19 protein-coding genes are annotated in these 18,373 nt (G+C 55.8%); 9 read left to right on the top strand and 10 right to left on the bottom strand.

The genetic code is table 11. The features are described from left to right. Window positions 1-9: 9 nt before the first annotated feature. The 5 genes from bcrB to fabG all read right to left on the bottom strand — a co-directional run bounded on the left by bcrB (window position 10) and on the right by fabG (window position 4,535). Window positions 10-1,299, bottom strand: a complete 1,290-nt coding sequence (bcrB, locus tag DTF_RS0111380) for a benzoyl-CoA reductase subunit B (RefSeq protein WP_027715421.1) — start codon at window positions 1,297-1,299, stop codon at window positions 10-12. Beyond that, complete coding sequence (gene bcrC, locus DTF_RS0111375) at window positions 1,296-2,471, bottom strand: benzoyl-CoA reductase subunit C (RefSeq protein ID WP_035056923.1); 1,176 nt, start codon at window positions 2,469-2,471, stop codon at window positions 1,296-1,298. The genes bcrB and bcrC overlap by 4 nt, the downstream gene beginning before the upstream one ends. A 228-nt stretch (window positions 2,472-2,699) precedes the next feature. Further along, window positions 2,700-3,131, bottom strand: coding sequence for an Rrf2 family transcriptional regulator (locus tag DTF_RS0111370; protein WP_027715419.1), 432 nt, complete (start codon window positions 3,129-3,131; stop codon window positions 2,700-2,702). Window positions 3,132-3,197: 66 nt separating this feature from the next. Beyond that, window positions 3,198-3,656, bottom strand: coding sequence for a GNAT family N-acetyltransferase (locus DTF_RS0111365; RefSeq protein ID WP_035056920.1), 459 nt, complete (start codon window positions 3,654-3,656; stop codon window positions 3,198-3,200). 159 nt (window positions 3,657-3,815) lie between these two features. Then, on the bottom strand, window positions 3,816-4,535 hold the full coding sequence (gene fabG / locus DTF_RS0111360) for a 3-oxoacyl-ACP reductase FabG (RefSeq protein WP_051361242.1): 720 nt from the start codon (window positions 4,533-4,535) through the stop codon (window positions 3,816-3,818). A 223-nt stretch (window positions 4,536-4,758) separates the two neighbouring features. Here fabG and DTF_RS0111355 point away from each other — a divergent pair, with 223 nt between their 5' ends. The 4 genes from DTF_RS0111355 (at window position 4,759) to ric (ending at window position 8,907) form a co-directional block, all read left to right on the top strand. Beyond that, window positions 4,759-6,015 (top strand): MFS transporter, encoded by a 1,257-nt coding sequence (locus DTF_RS0111355; protein WP_304412874.1) that lies wholly within the window; start codon window positions 4,759-4,761, stop codon window positions 6,013-6,015. Between the two features lie 67 nt (window positions 6,016-6,082). Beyond that, window positions 6,083-6,925: a MoxR family ATPase gene (locus tag DTF_RS0111350; RefSeq protein WP_027715415.1), complete on the top strand. Its 843-nt coding sequence runs from the start codon at window positions 6,083-6,085 to the stop codon at window positions 6,923-6,925. 2 nt (window positions 6,926-6,927) lie between these two features. Then, window positions 6,928-8,106, top strand: a complete 1,179-nt coding sequence (locus DTF_RS0111345) for a VWA domain-containing protein (protein ID WP_027715414.1) — start codon at window positions 6,928-6,930, stop codon at window positions 8,104-8,106. A 96-nt stretch (window positions 8,107-8,202) separates the two neighbouring features. Further along, window positions 8,203-8,907, top strand: coding sequence for an iron-sulfur cluster repair di-iron protein (gene ric, locus DTF_RS0111340; RefSeq protein ID WP_051361241.1), 705 nt, complete (start codon window positions 8,203-8,205; stop codon window positions 8,905-8,907). A gap of 247 nt (window positions 8,908-9,154) precedes the next feature. Here ric and DTF_RS0111335 read toward each other — a convergent pair whose 3' ends face one another. The 4 genes from DTF_RS0111335 to DTF_RS23190 form a co-directional block, all read right to left on the bottom strand. Then, window positions 9,155-9,817 (bottom strand): transposase, encoded by a 663-nt coding sequence (locus tag DTF_RS0111335; RefSeq protein ID WP_027715412.1) that lies wholly within the window; start codon window positions 9,815-9,817, stop codon window positions 9,155-9,157. Window positions 9,818-9,963: 146 nt separating this feature from the next. After that, window positions 9,964-10,284 (bottom strand): hypothetical protein, encoded by a 321-nt coding sequence (locus DTF_RS0111330; protein WP_155890797.1) that lies wholly within the window; start codon window positions 10,282-10,284, stop codon window positions 9,964-9,966. 129 nt (window positions 10,285-10,413) lie between these two features. Further along, entirely contained in the window at window positions 10,414-11,205 is a 792-nt protein-coding gene (locus DTF_RS0111325) for a TIR domain-containing protein (protein ID WP_027715410.1), read from the bottom strand. Between the two features lie 56 nt (window positions 11,206-11,261). Continuing rightward, on the bottom strand, window positions 11,262-12,029 hold the full coding sequence (locus DTF_RS23190; RefSeq protein ID WP_193352699.1) for a hypothetical protein: 768 nt from the start codon (window positions 12,027-12,029) through the stop codon (window positions 11,262-11,264). Between the two features lie 201 nt (window positions 12,030-12,230). On the opposite strand from DTF_RS23190, the gene DTF_RS27780 reads away from it, so the two are divergent. Together DTF_RS27780 and DTF_RS26565 are read left to right on the top strand one after the other, a co-directional pair. Next, a complete protein-coding gene (locus tag DTF_RS27780; RefSeq protein WP_155890796.1) occupies window positions 12,231-12,839 on the top strand; it encodes a site-specific integrase in 609 nt (202 codons plus the stop codon). Further along, window positions 12,734-13,462: an integron integrase gene (locus tag DTF_RS26565; RefSeq protein WP_155890795.1), complete on the top strand. Its 729-nt coding sequence runs from the start codon at window positions 12,734-12,736 to the stop codon at window positions 13,460-13,462. Before DTF_RS27780 ends, DTF_RS26565 begins: the two co-directional genes overlap by 106 nt. Before the next feature lie 307 nt (window positions 13,463-13,769). Here DTF_RS26565 and DTF_RS0111310 read toward each other — a convergent pair whose 3' ends face one another. Continuing rightward, on the bottom strand, window positions 13,770-14,183 hold the full coding sequence (locus DTF_RS0111310) for a hypothetical protein (protein ID WP_035056913.1): 414 nt from the start codon (window positions 14,181-14,183) through the stop codon (window positions 13,770-13,772). Between the two features lie 395 nt (window positions 14,184-14,578). Between DTF_RS0111310 and DTF_RS0111305 the strand changes: the two genes are divergently transcribed. From DTF_RS0111305 to DTF_RS0111295, 3 genes are read left to right on the top strand one after another with little or no spacing between them, the layout of a single operon-like run. Beyond that, window positions 14,579-16,585 carry an aldehyde ferredoxin oxidoreductase N-terminal domain-containing protein gene (locus tag DTF_RS0111305; protein WP_027715408.1) on the top strand — a complete coding sequence of 669 codons (2,007 nt, stop codon included), beginning with the start codon at window positions 14,579-14,581 and terminating at the stop codon, window positions 16,583-16,585. A gap of 17 nt (window positions 16,586-16,602) precedes the next feature. Continuing rightward, entirely contained in the window at window positions 16,603-17,151 is a 549-nt protein-coding gene (locus DTF_RS0111300; protein WP_027715407.1) for a hypothetical protein, read from the top strand. A 24-nt stretch (window positions 17,152-17,175) separates the two neighbouring features. Then, complete coding sequence (locus DTF_RS0111295; protein ID WP_027715406.1) at window positions 17,176-18,324, top strand: (Fe-S)-binding protein; 1,149 nt, start codon at window positions 17,176-17,178, stop codon at window positions 18,322-18,324. The last annotated feature ends 49 nt before the right edge of the window (window positions 18,325-18,373 follow it).

Raw genomic sequence — 18,373 nt, 5'->3', positions numbered from 1 at the left:
CTCTCTCCCTTAAGCGAGGGTGGTGGCTGAACCACCGGCCCGGCGCTTCTGATCGATCATCTGGAAATAGCTCTCCAGACGGTTCTTGACGTTGGCCGCGGAGAAGTAACGCGGATCCACCAGGTCGGTCTCGACAAAGGCGCCCGGCTTGCCGGTGAGCTTCTCGACTTCGCGCATCAGTACCAGCTGTCCGGCGGAAAAGCTGTTGCAGCTCTTGATGGAATTGATGAGCAGGCCGTCGGCCTCGTACTCCTTGATATTGCGCGCCAGCATATCGACTCGCGTCGGCAGGTTCCGGTTGGTGTAGACGCCCAGGCAGTAGTCAGCCAGGCTCTCCAGCGGATGGTCGGGGTCGTGACGGAAGTTGTCGTAATCGTAGACTCCGCCGACCTTCGTGTAGGAGCTGGCGACGACCACCGCCCCCGCCTCGTGGAACATCTTCCAGAATTCGCGGAACGAGGTCCAGTTGGGGGGACCTTCGACCACCAGGCGATATTTCTCCTCGCCCATCTCCCCTTCCGGGGTTTGCACGCCAAGACCCTTGTCGATGCGCTCCTGGATCTCTTCGCGCAGCATCTGATAGTACGTGATAGCCTCGTCTGTACCGCGAAAAGCCGTGAAGATCGGTCCCATATAGTATACACCGCCGAAGTAGCAGTCGATGGGAGAGGGCTTACGCTTGGACTGCTCAAGCATCCAGACCAGGTCGTCCTCGGCCTTGGCCGATTTGCGCAGATACTCCCTCAGGCGGTCGATGTCGAACTTGATCCCCGAGATCTTCTCCAGGGTCGGAATGACTTCTTCCTTGAGCTGCTTGACGATGTAGTCGCGATGGTTCTTCGTCGGCTGCCCATCGGCGGAATAGGGAACCTGCAGCATCACCGTAGGACACTTGTACTGCTCGCGCAGGAGTTCAAACCACTTCAGGAAGGTGAAGCACCCGGTGTAGGACAGAAGCAGCACGTCAGGATCGGGGAAGGGCTTGCCGTTGGGGGCGATGTTCCCCTTGGCCATCATGCCGATGTCCGCCTTGACGTAGGTGCACACATCCTCCGAGTGACCGCTGCGCTCGGCCTCCATGATCATCTCGCCCGACTTCTTGCGCATGGCGTTCTGGATGGCGTTGATCTCCGGCAGGTTGTTGGCGATATCGAAGCACATGAGAAGTTCGTTGAGGTTGCCCGGAACGAATGTCGACGAAACCTTGACCTCTCCGCTGGTGATCTTGTCGTAGTTGCGGGCGATCATCTCTTTCTGTAAGAGCATCGAACGAGATTTTATGACGTCTTGTTGGCTCATGCTACACTCCATAGTTTGATGGAATCGGCAAAGGTGCCGGATTGTTCGCGAATCGGCTGCATCTGTCCCGAGTTCTCGGCATACTGCATGGTGATATAGGGGATCTTGTGTGCCTCGAGACGGCTGACAAGCATCGGCTGGTCCAGCAGCGCCGGATCGCAGAAACTCGGGGCGGCGAAGATGACGCCGTCGGCGCGGCGCTTGCGGATGGTCTCCAGCAGATAGCTCCCCTTGCCTTCGACGGTGTCCTCGAACTTTGCCGCCGTCTCGGCGCTGTGGTGCAAAAACGCCTTCGAGAGATTCTCGATGGGATCACCGTCGGTGGGCACATCCTCCAGCAGCCAGCGGGTGACCAGCATGAAGTCGTCATCGACGATGTAGCAGCCCGAAAGCTCCAGTGACTTGATCAGGTTGAGCGGCGGCTGCTCGCAGAAGGCTCCGGTCAAGGCGATGCGGCAGTTGTCGCGCATCGGCCGGTCCTCTCTGTCGGCGGCGGCCAGATAGTCCTTCATCAACTGGGTATGTTCCTCGGGCGGCAGCACCATCCCCGCGCGCATCAGCAGGTAGACCTCCACCGACGGAGCCTTCCAGGGGGTTGCGGACCGGTAGTCATAGACCTTGTTCACCCACTGGCGGTTCTCGTTGTACACCTCCACGGAGTGGCGCAGAGCCTCTTCGGTGATTTCGCGGCCGCCCAGTTTCTCGAGACCTTCCTTGAGCTCCCGAAGTTCGTTGGCGTAGAAGACCCCGCCGACCTCATCCTTGAAGTTCTGGGGCACATCGAAGTAGCGCACGTACTTGTCCTTGAACAGCAGCTGCCAGATACCGGAGAGGTTGCGCATGACGTCGCAGATGGAGGGGAACATCATCCCGTCTACGAAGTCGAGCTTGCCGGTAATCGCCAGCTCGACGGTAGAGCGCGGAATGCGGCAGATGTAGCTCTGGTAAAAGGCGTCACCGTGGATCACCTCCAGGTCGGCTCCGCCGCCCAGGATACCCAGGGGCAGCATGCCGGCGGCGTGAATAATCTCGCGCGGGACATACACCGGCATGTAACCGATCACCTTGCGCCCGGGCTCGGCGTCCTTCCATTCACGCGCCTTTGTGAAATCGAGGTCCTCGAAGATTCCCTGACAGAAATCGACGATCTCTTTGACGGAATCAGCACTCATAATCAGTAGCTCTCCCCTATAGTTATGGTCGACGTGAGTGTCGACAGTCCGTACCTATTATTATAATTATAACCGCGAGGCGGCCACCGGCCTCCTCTTTTCTTCGATTTTTATGGTATAATCGTACCTTAATACTATAATTTGGTCAAGCAAAAAAGTGACCCCTTTGGTATTATTTTTAAAATATTCAATGATTGAGGCTATTTAGGTCGTCAGACGGGCAGTCTCTCAGCCCCGCGCCTCCTGCCTGGCGCGGCGCCGAGTGTTGTTGAGAGCGGTTTCCAGCGTGATCGTGTCCAGCACCGCCTTGGTAAGGTCGTCGATCTCATTGGCGATGCTCTGCAGCTCTTCCACCACGGGTGCGCCGTCCTGACTCCCCGTCGTCGGCATATCGAGCTCCGACTCCAGGGATTCGAACAGCTCGATGACATCGAGCAGCGTCGTTCGATTGACGATGCCTGCAAACCGATAACCGCCGCCGACTCCTCGCACTGCCTGCACCAGCCCGGCGTGGACCAGATTACGCATCACCTTTGCGAGATGGTGGGGGGAGATCCCGTATCTTTCAGCGATGTCGGTGGTGGAGAGTTGCCGGTCGGGATCACTGCTCAGCTCAAGAACGGCATAGAGGGCAAAGAGACTCGCCTTTTGCAGCTTCATAGCAAGATTCCTCGGAAGATTGGCAGGTTAAGTACGATGCACTCAGATGGTCAGATGGCTACGCCATCATTCGATCTGTTTCTCCAGTTCGATATACCGGCCGGTGCGCAGACCCTGCGTACGAAAGAACGATAACGTCAGTTTATCATCACGATCCATCATCGTCCTCACCGTGGTGACGCCGGCCTGTTTCAGACGCGCGCACATCTCCTCGAACATTCGCTGGCCTATACCCAACTCGCGCCTCTTCGGTGAAACCTCCACCGCGAACACCCAGCCGCAAGGCGCCGAGCCGAACTCCCAGGCGCGGACCTCCCCGACGATGAAGCCGGCGATCGTGCCCCCGGCTTCGGCGACCAGAAAATATCGATCTTTTCTCCCACCATTGACGTAGCGGTCGAAGACCCCGCTCCAATAAGCCGTCTTTCTCTCCCTGGTAACCACCTCATCCAGAGCGATCACCTCGTCGAGGTCGGCGGGTATCGCATCGCGGATAGAAACCTGGTCTGTCTTTTGGATATTCATCAGCCCTCATCAACCTTCATTGGTAACTCGGTACCAGAATACCTTAATTGTGGCGTAATTACAAGCCCTCGGAAGTCGTTTTTCTCCTGGAGGCCGCGGAGGCAAGCCCTGACCCCGACATCAGAGTGCAACAGACGGTAGTCTATCGGCGGTCGATGCTCAGATGTACTGGCCGGCATCGACCCGAATCACTTCCCCGGTGATCATACGCGCCCCATCGGAAAGCAGGAACAATACAGCATTGGCGATGTCTTCGGGGAGCGCCAGTTCAGGCAATACGCTCTCGGCTCTGGCCTTGGCAAGAAACTCTTCCGGGAGCGCCTTGGCCATTTCGGTCATCACCATGCCGGGGGCCACGGCATTGACGGTCACCCCCCTGGGTCCGAGTTCCCTCGCCAGGGTCTTGGTCAGCCCGATCAGCCCCGCCTTGGCTGCGCTGTAATTGGCCTGGCCGAACTTGCCGCGGATGCCGTTGATCGAGGTAATATTGACGATCCTTCCGTACCCGGCCTCCCGCATCGTCGGCGCCAGGGCGCGCACGACGTTGAATGCTCCGGTCAGGTTCACCGAGAGCACCGACTGCCATTCGTCGTCACTCATCTTGACGATGCTGCGATCGCGCGTAATGCCGGCGTTATTGACCAGCAGCGTAACGTCCTCCGGCAGACTGGCGACGGCCGCGTCAACACTCGAGGAGTCGGCAATGTCGACCTTGTGGAACTGGTGCAAAGCATGATCGGCCTGTTCTCCCGGAGCCACATCAAAGACATGTACCTTAGCGCCGTTTTCGATCAAGGCCTGGGCAATTGCCGCTCCGATGCCGCGCGCGCCGCCGGTAACCACGGCAGACCGCCCTTCGAAATTCAAAAAATTTTTCACGTCTCCTCCACTTTTGTCTGCATTTATGTTTTACCGATGGAGCGGACTTCTCTTGCAACATCCGATTGCAGAAAAATCATCGACACCCTTTACATGCTCCGCCCAATTAAGTATTGTAGTACCACATTTCATGTTTTCGGTCAAGATTTCCTTGAAATGAGGGATGTCTCGGACCGCATCGCGAGAAAGGGTCCCACTTGTTTCCATGGAAAAACCTTCAGATTTGAGAGCATCACCAGGGATCGGGCTCTCGGCGCGGCTTCCATTTCACTACGGTTGGGTGATCGTCTTTACCGGCGTACTGACTCTGTTTGCGTGCCTTGGCCTGGCCCGCTTCGCCTTCGGCATGCTGTTGCCAGGGATGCGCTCGGGGCTCTCCCTCGGCTACGACCAGATGGGCTACATCAGCACGGGTAATTTTGCCGGGTATCTGATCTCCGTCGCTTTGACCCCTCTGCTCCTCCGGCGGCTTCGCCCCAGCGTCCTGATCGTTTCCGCCCTGCTGCTGATCGCCGTTTGCATGCTCGGCATCTGCTACAGTCAGGGGTTTGCCACGGTCTGGATTCTGTATGCCTGCATCGGCCTGGGGAGTGGATTCGCCAACATCCCCATTATGGTCCTGGTATCCCACTGGTTTCGGCCGGAACGACGGGGGCGGGCTGCCGGCTTGATGGTCATGGGGAGCGCACTGGGCATCATTGTTTCGGGTTATCTCATCCCCCGGCTCGGCCCGGCGATGAGCCTCGAGGCGTGGCGTGTCGGTTGGCTGATCATCGGGCTGATCGCGTTGGGATGCGCAATTGCAGTGGCGCTCCTGATCAGCAACGACCCCGAAGACCTGGGCCTTGAGCCCCTGGGGCGCAAGTCGTCTCTGCCGCCGGCGGCGATGATGCCGCGTACCCCGCCGGGGAGCGCACGGACTCTGCTGGGACTCGGCGTGCTTTATCTGATATTCGGAGCCACCTACATGATTTACGGCACATTCATCGTGACCACGATGGTGGCCGAATTCGGCTTTTCCGAGACCAAGGCGGGCATGTACTGGTCATGGGTGGGATTTTTCGCCCTCTTCTCAGGGGTAATATTCGGTGCGCTCTCCGACCGCATCGGCCGCAAAAGAGGGTTGATGGTGGTGTTCGGGATTCAGACAGCCGCCTACCTGCTGGCCGGATCCGGACTGGGCGCCCTCGCCCTGATCTTTTCGGTGGCTCTTTACGGCCTGGCGGTCTTTTCGATTCCGACCATCATGGCGGCGGCCGTCGGCGACTACCTGGGGCTGTCCCGGGCCGCGGCGGCATTTTCCCTCATCACCTTTTTCTTCGCCATCGGCCAGACGATCGGACCCGCCACAGCCGGTGTCATCGCCGATGCGAGCGGAACATTTACCACAAGTTTTCTCGCCTCGGCGGCGCTGACCGGCCTCGCCATACTCCTCGCGGCCTTCCTGCCGAAGCCGGAAACCGGAAGCTGTAAGCTGTAAGCTGTAAGCTGTAAGCTGTAAGCTGTAAGCCATCAGAAAACACAAACACATGGAAAGGTATTCAGAAATGCGATTTACAGGAACGGACTCTTACATAGCAACCGAGGATTTGAACCTTGCGGTAAACGCCGCGGTCACCCTGGGCCGGCCCCTGCTCATCAAGGGGGAACCGGGAACGGGCAAGACCATGCTGGCCGAGGAAGTGGCCCGGGGGCTCGGCATGCCCCTGTTTCAATGGCATGTCAAATCGACCACCAAGGCCTGCCAGGGCCTCTATGAATACGATGCCGTATCGCGCCTGCGGGACTCTCAACTCGGTGACGAGCGCGTCCAGGACGTTTCCAACTACATCATCAAGGGAAAGATGTGGGAGGCCTTCGAGTCGGAGAAGAAGGCTGTCCTGCTGATCGACGAGATCGACAAGGCGGACATCGAGTTCCCCAACGACCTGCTTCAGGAACTCGACCGCATGGAGTTCTACGTCTACGAAACCCGGCAGCTGGTAACCGCCAGGCACCGGCCGGTGATCATCATCACCAGCAACAATGAGAAGGAACTCCCGGACGCCTTTTTGCGCCGCTGCTTCTTCCATTACATCCGCTTTCCGGATGCCGCCACGATGGAGCAGATCGTCGAGGTCCATTATCCCGGAATCAAAAAATCCCTTCTCAAGGGAGCCCTCGAAACCTTTTTCGACTTGCGTGATGTGGCCGGATTGAAGAAGAAGCCCTCTACCTCCGAACTGCTCGACTGGCTCAAGCTTCTGGTCGCCGAAGACATCCCCGCCGAGGCTCTTCACGGCGACCGTCGATCGATCCCCCCCCTGCACGGGGCTTTGCTGAAAAACGAGCAGGACCTGCATCTTTTCGACCGGTTGGTCGGCATGGCCGGCCGCGGCCGCAGGGGCTGAGCATGCTGGTCGATTTCTTCATGCAGCTGCGACAGGCCAAGGTCCCCGTAACCATCCGGGAGTACCTGAGCCTGATGGAAGCGATGGACAAACAGGTCGCCTGGGGACGCGTCGAGGACTTCTATTACCTGGCACGCCTCTGCCTGGTCAAGGATGAGAGCCATTTCGACAAGTTCGACCGGGTCTTCGCCCACTACTTCAAGGGGGTGACCGAGATCGACGAAGAACTCAAGGCGCACATCCCCGAGGAGTGGCTGCGCCGGCTTTCGGAACTGGTCCTGACCGAAGAGGAGAAAAACCAGATCGAGGCCCTTGGCGGGTTCGAAAAACTGATGGAGACCCTGAAGAAGCGCCTTGCCGAACAGAAAGAACGCCACCAGGGGGGGAGCAAGTGGATCGGCACCGGCGGCCGCTCGCCTTTCGGCGCCTACGGCTACAATCCTGAAGGGGTACGCATCGGTCAGGACCGCTCCCGGCACCGCCGCGCAGTCAAGGTCTGGGACCGCCGCGAGTTCAAAAACCTCGATGGTTCTGTGGAACTGGGCACCCGCAACATCAAGGTCGCCCTGCGCCGGTTGAGGCACTTCGCCCGCGAAGGGGCGCCCGATGTTCTGGATCTGCCCGGCACCATCCGCTCGACCGCCCGGAATGCCGGCTATCTAGACCTCAAAATGGTTCCCCAGCTCCACAACAAAATCAAGGTGCTGCTTTTCCTCGACGTCGGCGGCTCCATGGACGATCACATCAAAATCTGCGAGGAACTCTTTTCCGCCGCCCGCAGTGAATTCAAATACCTTGAACATTTTTATTTCCACAACTTCGTCTACGAAAGCCTCTGGCGGGACAACCAGCGTTTTCGCGCCGTGCGCAACGACCTCTGGGACGTGATCCACACCTATGGGCCCGACTACAAGCTGATCTTCGTCGGCGATGCGTCCATGAGCCCCTATGAAATCACCGAGATGGGCGGGAGCGTCGAGCACTACAACAAGGAGGCGGGATATGTCTGGGGACAGCGCCTTCTCGAAGCGTATAAACACGCTGTCTGGTTCAACCCCGTTCCGCAGGAGTTGTGGCCTTATACTCAATCGATCGGGATGGTGCGGCAGATCATGGGCGGACGTATGTTCCCCTTGACCCTTGAAGGTCTGGATGAGGGGATCCGGCTGCTCAGCAAGTGATTCAAGCCCCCTTGACCTGCATCAAGGCGGGGAGCTCCCCTTCCCTGCTACTCTTTCATCAGGTTGCATCGGAGACCGTGGGCGGTCTCTCAAAAGATGTCCCCCCGCAAAGATGAAAGGAGCAGACTCATAACTCTCCATCCCGAAATAAATATTGGCCGGCTCGCCGCGGAATATCCCCTCGCCACCAAGGTCTTTGCCCGGCACGGCATCGACTTCTGTTGCGGAGGCGGCAGACCGCTCCGTGAAGTCTGCCGGGAACAGGACCTGAACGCGGACGAAATCCTGGAAGAGATCGGCCGGGAAACGGCTCAAAAAACCGCCTCGGCAGAGCGCTGGGACCATGCTCCTCTGGGGGATCTGATCATCCACATCCTGGCCGCCTATCACCGGCCGCTCGATGAGGAGCTGCCGCGCCTGGAAGCCCTGTCCCGGAGGGTCCTCGAAGTCCACCGGGACAAGCAGCCGGAGATGCTCAGCGAGCTGGTCTCCGTCTATGCCGGCCTGAAGGCCGACCTGGAAGACCACATGGGCAAGGAAGAGGAGATCCTTTTCCCGATGATCCGGCAGGGGCAGGGAATGATGGCCGACGGCCCTATCGCGATGATGGAGGAGGAGCATGAATTGGCGGGGGCGGCGCTGAAGCGGCTGAGGGAACTGACCAATGGCTACCAGGTCCCAGAGGAGGCCTGCAACTCCTGGCGGGCGCTCTGGCAGGGCCTTGCCTGGCTGGAAGAGTCGCTTCACCAGCACATTCACCTGGAAAACAACATTCTCTTCCCCCGCGCCCTGGAGGAGTGATATCCGCCTGATCCGCAGACTCCCCCCGGCCACAGGAATGCGTGCCGGGGGGGGCGACGCGATCCGGCCAACATGAGACCTTTGATCCGCGAGGGTGTTAAATCAAAAGCTACGCCAGGGGTGACCACCCCGATGGGGGCGCCCACCTCTCTGCTATTCCCTTGCCAGAGTTACGGGGACAGTGCCAGAGTTACGGGGACAGTATACAGAACCATTGCCTGCTTGGTTACGGGGACAGTATACGGAACTATTCAGCCTGCTTTCTTTTCGGGCCGGGTTTCTGCGGGCGAAGGGTGCGGCTCAATTCCGTTTCCAAACGCTCCACGAAAGATTCCTTGCCCAGCGGTCGGCCACTGCGTTCATGCTGCCGCAGTCGGTCAGCATCAACGTCCTTCGGGACGTCCAAAAACGGCCGCCAGTCGCCCGCAATCTCCAGAAGTGGAGTAACCTTCACCAACGTATCGTCTTTACCCTCAATGTGGGCGCGGGCGCTACTCCAGCGGTACTCCTCCGGACTTTTTGCCAACCCAGCTTGGACAGGATTGAGTTCGACGTAGCGAGCCGCCGCGAGCAGATGGGTTTCGTCCATCGGAAAAGAAGCGAATCGTTCTTGCCACAGGTGCCCCCGCCAACCCTCCCGGAAGTTGATTCGGCGAGTATAGCGCCGATGGGCCTCACCGATAGCGCGGGCGAGCCCTTCTTCACTCTGCGGGACGGCGATCAGGTGAACGTGGTTAGGCATCAGACACCACGCCCAGATATCGACCCGGCATTTCCTGCACCATTCCGCCATCAGATCGAGATAGGCCTGGTAGTCCTCGTCACAGAAAAAAGTTTCCTGCCGGCGGTTGCCGCGCTGGGTAACGTGATGGGGGAAACCTGGAGCAATGACGCGAGCGATTCTGGCCATGACGGAGAAGTTAGGCAAATCGGGCGTGAATGTCAATAATTTAATATACTGTCCCCGGAACTCGGACAGGCTGACACAATCAAGTAGACATTTTTCGTGAACCTGCACTGTGGCAACCATCCGGCTCAGCGCCTGGTTAAATGTGCTTATTCAAATAGAAAAATTGAAGATATTCCAAGAGCGATAAGGCTTAAAAAACCTACCGTGAAAACAATGCCGCAGACCTTCGCTCTTTTAAGTGATTTTGCATATTTTGAGTTTGGGTTGGCGCCAACAATATCCCTGGCATATTCAACCTCCATTCCCATCAGGAGGGCGGGCCACTTGTCCCACCCCTTAATTTGTTTGTCTTTGAAAAACATGATTTTCATTGATACATAATTCGCCAATCCAACGATCAAGGACAGCACCGTTGGGATGACGACAATTAGAACGAAGGCTTGGTATAGACTTTCATTCATTTTCATTCATTTTTTTCACATTTAACGGATTTATTTAAGCGGCAGCGCAGAGACCTTTGAGTATCAGAGAATTGCTCGGGAAGCACCGCTGTTGACCTGTCCGCTTGAAATATGGGTTGGGCGATGTATTGGGCTTCATAAATTGTAAATAGCCTTTAGCTCTCGTTGTAGAACATGAAACCCAGCTTCTATATTGTCTTTTGGAAATGGGATATATGCTACCCCAGATAAATTGGAAGGTATATTCACTCCTTCTTCATGGAGTAATATAACTTTCTTCCTGCCGTAAGAGCCTTGAAAAAAGCCAATTTCATGCATGACGTTTTCTCTGACTCGAGCCTCTTCTTCTTTGGTAAAGTCATCTCCCGTCATTACAATAACGGCACTATCGCAACGGATTGAGTTATCGATAAGTTTTTCAATAATAGTACGTCCAGCGTTTGGTTCTTGCGCCAGCTCAATGGTTTGTAGTTTCACGTCTTTTTCAATAAAAGGCTGAACCTTTCGCCATTCATCTGACTGGCCATGTGAAATAAAAACTCTTCGCTGTGATTCTATCTTTGGTTGTTCCAATTCACTATTAGCGCGTAACTCAAATATTTGCTCAATATCTCGAACTAATTTTTCAGTCTGACGGCGAGAATAATGCCATACAACTTTTTGTTCTGGACCGCTAGGGGCCATTTCAGTCTCAGGCTCTGTGTTTATGGTTTGAAAATCCCCATATAAACCTGGCAATAGTTTTTTTAATTTATCAACTAGCGCTGCTGCTTGTGTGAAGTAGTGTTCTACCAGGTCTGGTTGAAAATTTGCTCGAGTTAGAACTTCACCTCTTCCCCTGGCGCGACTAACATTTTCATTCATGACAGATTCTACAGCTTTTTGGATGCCTGAAAGTTTTGCCATTGTTGTGGAGAGCTCAGTCATATGATTTCCTTGTTATGCCCAACGGATAGCATCACCGGCAGAGCACCGACCAACAATCAAGTAGGCAGCTTTCGGGGACCACTGCCATCTCCCTGTCCGGTGGATGCGCTGGTTAAGCCTTCATTTGATTCTTTATTCTCATAGATTACTTTTCGTTTGTGCATTATCACAGATCTTTCCGTGAATCTACCTCTGCCATAACCAAACACCATGGAAACTATCGCTAGGAGAACTCCAAGAGTCGAAAAAAGAACAAACCAGTTTACATGCCAATTCGTAAAATTAATGAGATCCTGCTGGACCATAAATTTTAAACCGAGAAGAAACCATATAATAGCGAATACAAAACTAACAATCTCATTTATTTTCGAAACTGAGTATGTAATTTCAGGGTTTACTATTTTATACAGAGGGCCGGTAAATTTATCTTCAAGCAAGTCAACGTGAGCTTCCCAATTTCTTTGCCATGCCTTGCTGCCTTTATTTGTAAGTATCCAGGCGACTGACAAGCAAAAACCAATACAAATCAGGAAATAAACTTCTACATGCCCAAATTTATCAGATTTGCTGTAGTGCTCTGAACTAATAAGAGCAAAATACCCGACAAAGGTACTTGCTATGAATGCCCAAAAATACGTCGCCCTCTTCCAATACATTTCGATTTCAAAATTTCGGATTGCCCATGCCTTCTCAAATGCCTCTTTTGCCACAGTTTCATCTATTTCAAGGAAAATTCTTCTATAATCTTCTTCCTTAAGTGGTTCCAAGGCGGACTGTTCTAGGTTGATGAAATATTTCATAAACTTCTTGAACTTCTTAATCATCTTCTTTCCCAATCTTTGAGGCTTAACCATTTAATTATGCGACTTGCGCAGTCAATTTTTTAATCCGCGATGTTTTCCTGAATTTTGCATCCAAAATGCTCAACAAATGGGCAAATTGCCCTATGCAACACAGGTTTTTGCAACTATAATCCGCGTACGGTATACTTATGCGGCGTGTCAACATAAGAACGGGGGGTAATTATGCTGAACGAATTCCAAGTGGAGTTGTCTACCGACAAGTCATTGAGTCCGAAGCATCTTCCGCATTATATCCGCTGGGTTAAAGATTGCTATAGTTTTCTTCGACTCCCTCCGACCGAACGCCTGTCTTACGAACAAACACGCCTGTTTCTGTCCAATCTCGAAAAGTCCCGCGAACCGTGGCAGGTAAAGCAGGCCGAGCAGGCTCTGAGACGTTTCGATTTCTTTCTCACTCGCGTCCTTCCCACCTCAACCCCCGCCAATGCCGATCACGATGCCTGGACGTCGGTCCTCGACAAAACCCGAGATGTCCTCCGCGTCAAGCAGATGGCCCTGAACACTGAGAAGACTTACCTCGGCTGGCTCCGCCAGTTTCAATCCTTCCTCGGTGCGAAGCCGCCGCAGGAGTTGTCCTTCGACGATATGCGTCGCTACTTGTCGCATCTGGCCGTCGATCGTGATGTCGCGGCGGCCACTCAAAACCAGGCGCTGAACGCCATCTCATGTACCGGCATGTGCTTGACATTGACACCGGGGAGGCGATCGATGCCGTTCGGGCCAAAAAACGGCAACGTCTGCCGGTCGTCCTGTCAAAGGGGGAGGTGCTAAGGGTCTTTGACGCTATGCGCAGTACCATGCGACTGATGGCGATGCTGACCTATGGATGCGGTCTTCGACTGAGCGAATGCCTGAACCTCAGGGTCAAGGATCTCGACCTCGAACGGGGGCTGCTAATCGTTCGTTCAGGAAAGGGTGATAAGGACCGGCGCACGGTTTTGCCGGAGAGCCTGCATAACGACCTGGTCGCGCACCTGGTGGAGGTCAGGGCACTTTTCGACTCCGACCGACAGCAGAACCTGAACGGGGTCTATCTTCCCAAGGCGTTGGAGCGCAAGTATCCCAATGCCGGAAAGGAGTGGGGGTGGTTCTGGGTTTTTCCCGCACGCGGTGTGTCGACAGACCCGCGCAGCGGCATGGTGCGCCGTCATTATCAGCATCCCTCCCTCTTTCAGCGCACCTTTCGCGAGGCGACGCAAACCGCCGCCATTGCCAAGCGGGTCACCGTTCATGCCTTGCGCCACTCCTTTGCCACGCACCTGCTGGAAAGCGGCACGGATATCCGCACCATCCAGGACCTGCTCGGACATGCCGACCTGCGCACCACCATGATCTATACCCATGTCGTCAGCAAGAACCCCCTCGGCGTGCGCAGCCCCCTCGACCTTGGCTGATTCCCGAAAAAAAGGGGCCGCTCCTTCTCCGGAAGCGGCCCGTAATGATGAATATTGTTCTTCTATTCTAAAATGGCTGGATTCGTCTCGACCCGCGCTTCACGCACCCGCGCCAAGGCCCCCATGGTTAACGCGATCGCGCCTGAAACAACTCTCAACCAGGATTGATGCGCTCGCAAAAACTCAGAGGATGGCTAAGCAAAAATTTCGTGTGGTTTTTCAGGGGCGAAGGCATACATCAGGTATGCCGAGGTACTGAAAAACCGCCGTAACGCCGTAGGGCGGACTTTTTGCGACGCCATCAGGATTAAAACAAAAGCCTGTGCCGCACCTGCTTCGGCGCATGAGCCCCGACCGAGGCGATGAGGAAAACCAGCAGCACCGTTTCCTGCAGCGGCAGAAAGCCATGGTAAGCGGCTCCCAGGAGGATGATTTTCGCCAGGGTGACCACCCCCGACAGCTCCCGGCAGACCTGGCGATGCCTCCACCACTCGGCGAGAAGGAGCAGGCCGCCGCTGATAAACGCAACAACAACGTATGCCGGCGGCGGCTCGGGGATGACATCGAGAAGATAGGCCGCAAGAAAGACAGCCGCCCCAACCTGGTGTACCGCTCTCATTGGAATGGAAAGAATGAAAATCCAATAGGGGCGGTCGCCAATCCTCCCCATATTTACGCTTTTCTCACATTTTTTTTCGATCACTTCCCCCTTGGGTCGCATCAAAGATTTTCTCCTATCACTGCCTATCACTGCTGTACGCCGGTCCTCCCTGTACCATAAAAATAATTTGAAACACAAGCCATTTTCCCTCCGTCACTCCCCCGGTTGTTGCAGCCGCACCTCCGGTCCAGTGATTTCAATAAGATCCCGGGAAGTGCCCAAAGATCGCATGGGTGCACGCCAAAACACCCCTCTCAATATTTGCTTGACACACAAAAAGCATTGTGGTACCAATTTACTTGAAATAGCATTTGGCAGGAGAGAGAGTGTTATTCGTCAACTAGGCGGGGCATCCAAAATTACAGCGATTTCGCCTCAACGGGGTTTTTCAATGCCCAGTGGTTTTCACACCTGGCGGGCAAAAGGTCCGACGAACTGCTAAAAGGGGTCAGAACATGAGATTTGCAGAGACTGGGTTTAATTTGGAGATTGATCTCTCCCGAGGAAATATCGAGAAGGTAGCAACCGATCCGAGGGATACCGAGCTTTATCTCGGGGGGCTGGGAACAAACGCCAAGATAATTTGGGACAGGGTCTCGCCTGAAGTCGAGCCCTTTTCCCCTGACAATCTTCTGATATTCGGCGCCGGTCTTTTGTGCGGCACGCCCGCTACCGGATGCAATCGTACCATCGTCTCCACGATTTCCCCTCAGACCGGCCTGTTGGCGTTTTCAATGATGGGGGGTTTTTGGGCGCCGGAGTTGAAGTATGCCGGTTATGACAAGGTGGTGCTCCGCGGCAAGTCGCCCAACCTGGTTTATCTGTACATCCACAATGATAAGGTGGAAATCCGTGATGCCTCTCACCTTGCGGGCAAAGGGTCGATCGAGACCGCGGAGATCATCAAAAAAGAGCTGAACGAGCCGAAGGCTCAGGTGGCCGCTATCGGACTCGCCGGGGAAAACCGGGTCTACTACGCTTCGATCGAGCAGGGGCGCTCAAGTGCCAGCCGAGGCGGCATCGGTGCCGTCATGGGGGACAAGGGGCTCAAGGCGATCGTCGTTCGCGGGACGAAGGATCTTAGCGTTGCGAAGCCGGAAGAGTTCATGGAGCTCTGCAACGACGTACTGAAATACATCAAGGTCCGCGAAGACAACCCGATTCCGGGGGTCATGCCGATTCTGGCCGGGCTCGGGTCGCCGCAGGAAATGAAAGTCCATGACGAGAAGTGGCATACCGAGAACTTCATGTGGGGCAACTCCCGCACCCGGAGGAAGGATTTCTGGAACGAGGAGATCGAAAAGGAGTGGACCGAGACCCTTGAGAATGCCCGGACCCGGCTGATCAGCTGCTTCAACTGTCCGATGAAATGCGGCGCGACCATCTCCATGCCGGGGATGCCGACCTACATGATGAAATGCTTCACCAAGCTCACCTATACCATGGGCGCCTATTCGGATCTGGACTTCGGTCTGAGGATCGCCCAGAAGGCCACCGAGTACGGCCTGGACGGATTCTCCGCTCCGCAGGTCATGGCCTTTGCCCTCGAGCTGCTTGAAAACGGCATTCTGACTGCCGATGATTTCCCGGGGATGCCCGAAGACAACGAAGGCCGATTCTACTACCTCCTCGACATGATCGTCCGGCGCGAAGGGGTCGGGGATGTGCTGGCCAAGGGGACCTACTGGGCGGCCAAGGAGATCGGCAACGGCGCGGAAGCCTACGCGCACAACAATATCAAGAAGCACGAGCAGCTGCCTTTGAAGCTTTCGATGCTGAACCCCGTCTACTTCCTGATGTATGCGACCGGCGAGAAGATGAACATCACCCAGATCGAAGGGCAGTTTCCCCAGGCGCCGTTTGCCACAAAAGAGGAGCGGGAAGCGTTTGTCTCGGACTGGATCCAGGTTCCCGACGAAAAATTCAAGCAGATTCTGCTGGACTGGGAATTCCGCGGGGAGAACTCGAACCCCTACTACCCGACGGTTGAAATGTCCTGTGACATCGTCGACTGGCAGGAGACGATGCACTACATCGATGACGCCCTCGGTCAGTGCGCCGGGCTGTCCTCCTTCCCCCTGAAGCCTCCCTACCACATTCACAACTATCCGAAATTCATCTCGGCGGGGGCCGGGATCGAAATGGATAAAGAGAAGCTGACCCAGGCAGCCAGGAGATACCGCACGCTGGTCAGGGCCATCAATATCGGCAGGGGGATGAGAAGAGAAGACGAGAAGCCGCCGGAGAACCACTGGAAGAAAAGGTTCCCCGAACTGGAAGAGCAGCTTCTGGATTCATATTACAAACTCAAGGGGTGGAACAACAACGGCATTCCTACCAAAGAATCCCTCGAGGCGCTGGGCTTGGGTTATGTGAGCGAAGATTTCCTCAAGAGGGGGATCTTGACGGACGGCGGTGAAACCCCTTCCGAAGTAGCTTTGGCGGCAGAAGAGAAAAACTAGAGTGGAGGGCGTGAACCTTGAAAGATAACAAGAAGACGACGAAAACAGTAAAAACCATCAATATCGATGTCGACAAGTGCAATGGCTGCCGGGCTTGCGAGGTGATCTGCTCCGCCTTCCATGCCGCGCCGCGGTACAGCAGCAATAACCCCGAGCGCTCGCGCGTTCGCGTGATCCGCGATCCGCTCAGGGATGTCTACGTTCCCGTGTACGCCGGGGAGTATGCCGAGGCCGAATGTTCCGGCAGGGACCGGTACACCATCAACGGCAAGGAATACGACGAGTGCGGCTTCTGCAGGGCCTCCTGCCCTTCCAGGGACCTGTTCAGGGAACCCGATTCCGGCCTCCCGCTGAAATGCGACATGTGTGAAGGCGAAGAGGAGCCTCTGTGCGTCAAATGGTGCCTGGTGGATGCCTTGACCGTCTCGGTACGGGAAGTGGAAGTGAAAACCGAAGAGGTCAAGCGGGAGGAGATGGAGATCGGCCTGGAAGCCCTGGTCAAGAGGCATGGGATAGACAAAGTCCTCGATACGGTCGCGCATTTGTCCAAAACCTTGAAACCCTAAATCGAGAAGAGGATAGGTGATATCGTGGAGACCGTAGCCCCCTTCAAGGAAATAATCGAGGTCATCAAAGAGAACGGCGGCGACTCGTTCAAATACTGCTACCAGTGCGGAAGGTGCGATGCCGTTTGCCCGTGGAACAGGGTCACTAAGTTCAGCATGCGCAAGATCATCCGCCAGGCGACCTTCGGCCTCACCGAGATCGAGAACGAAGGGATCTGGCGCTGCTCCACCTGCGGGACCTGCCCCACCAATTGTCCCCGGGGAGTGGATCAGATCGAGGCCGGAGTGGCCCTGCGCAAACTCGCCGCCGAGTACGATGTCTATCCGGGTCACGTCGCTCCGATTCGTAATGTCGTGGCCAGTCTCACCTCCGAGGGCAACTCCCTGGGCGGAGATCGCGACAAGCGGGCGGAATGGGCCAAGGGCCTGCCCGTAAAAACCTTCACCGAGGACATGGAGGTTCTGTACTTCACAGGCTGCTACCTGAGCTATGATCCGCGGATGAGACAAGTGGCCGCCGCCACCGCCAAGGTCCTGAACAAGGCGGGCGTGGATTTCGGGATCCTCGGCTCCAGGGAAAGCTGCTGCGGAGAAAGCATCCGCAAGACGGGGAACGAAGAGCTGTTCAAGCGGCTGGCCAAGGACAACATCAAGGCGTTCGTCGATGCCGGCGTGAAGAAGGTTATCGTCTCCTCGCCCCATTGCTACCACAGCTTCAAGAACGAATATCCCGAGTTCATGGTGAACTTCGAGGTGGTCTTCATCTCCGAATTCATCGCCGAGCTGGTCAACGAAGGGCGGCTGCAGCTCACCGGGGAGTACGGAAAGAAAGTCACCTATCACGATCCGTGCTACCTGGGTCGCCACAACGGCATCTACGACAAACCCCGCGAACTTCTGAACAAGGTTCCCGGTCTCGAGCTGAGCGAGATGGCCGATTCGCGCGAGAAGAGTCTGTGCTGCGGCGGCGGCGGAGGCAGGATCTGGATGGAAACGCCCAAGGAGGAGAGGTTCTCCGGCCTGCGCGTGAGACAAGCCGTCGATGCCGGAGCCGAGGTCCTGGTGACTTCCTGTCCCTACTGCATCACCAACTTCACGGACAGCAGCCTGGAACTGGACGAGGGTGCCCTGCAGATCATGGATATCACTGAAATCATCCAGGCAGTGATCTAGGGAAGTTGTTGGCCGGAAGAGCTGATTAAGGGAGAATAAAGTGGAAAAC

The organism is Desulfuromonas sp. TF, from assembly GCF_000472285.1.
Lineage (GTDB): Bacteria > Desulfobacterota > Desulfuromonadia > Desulfuromonadales > ATBO01 > ATBO01.
The sequence above is the reverse complement of the archived record's forward strand: the minus strand, read 5'-3'. Positions and strand labels throughout refer to the sequence as shown.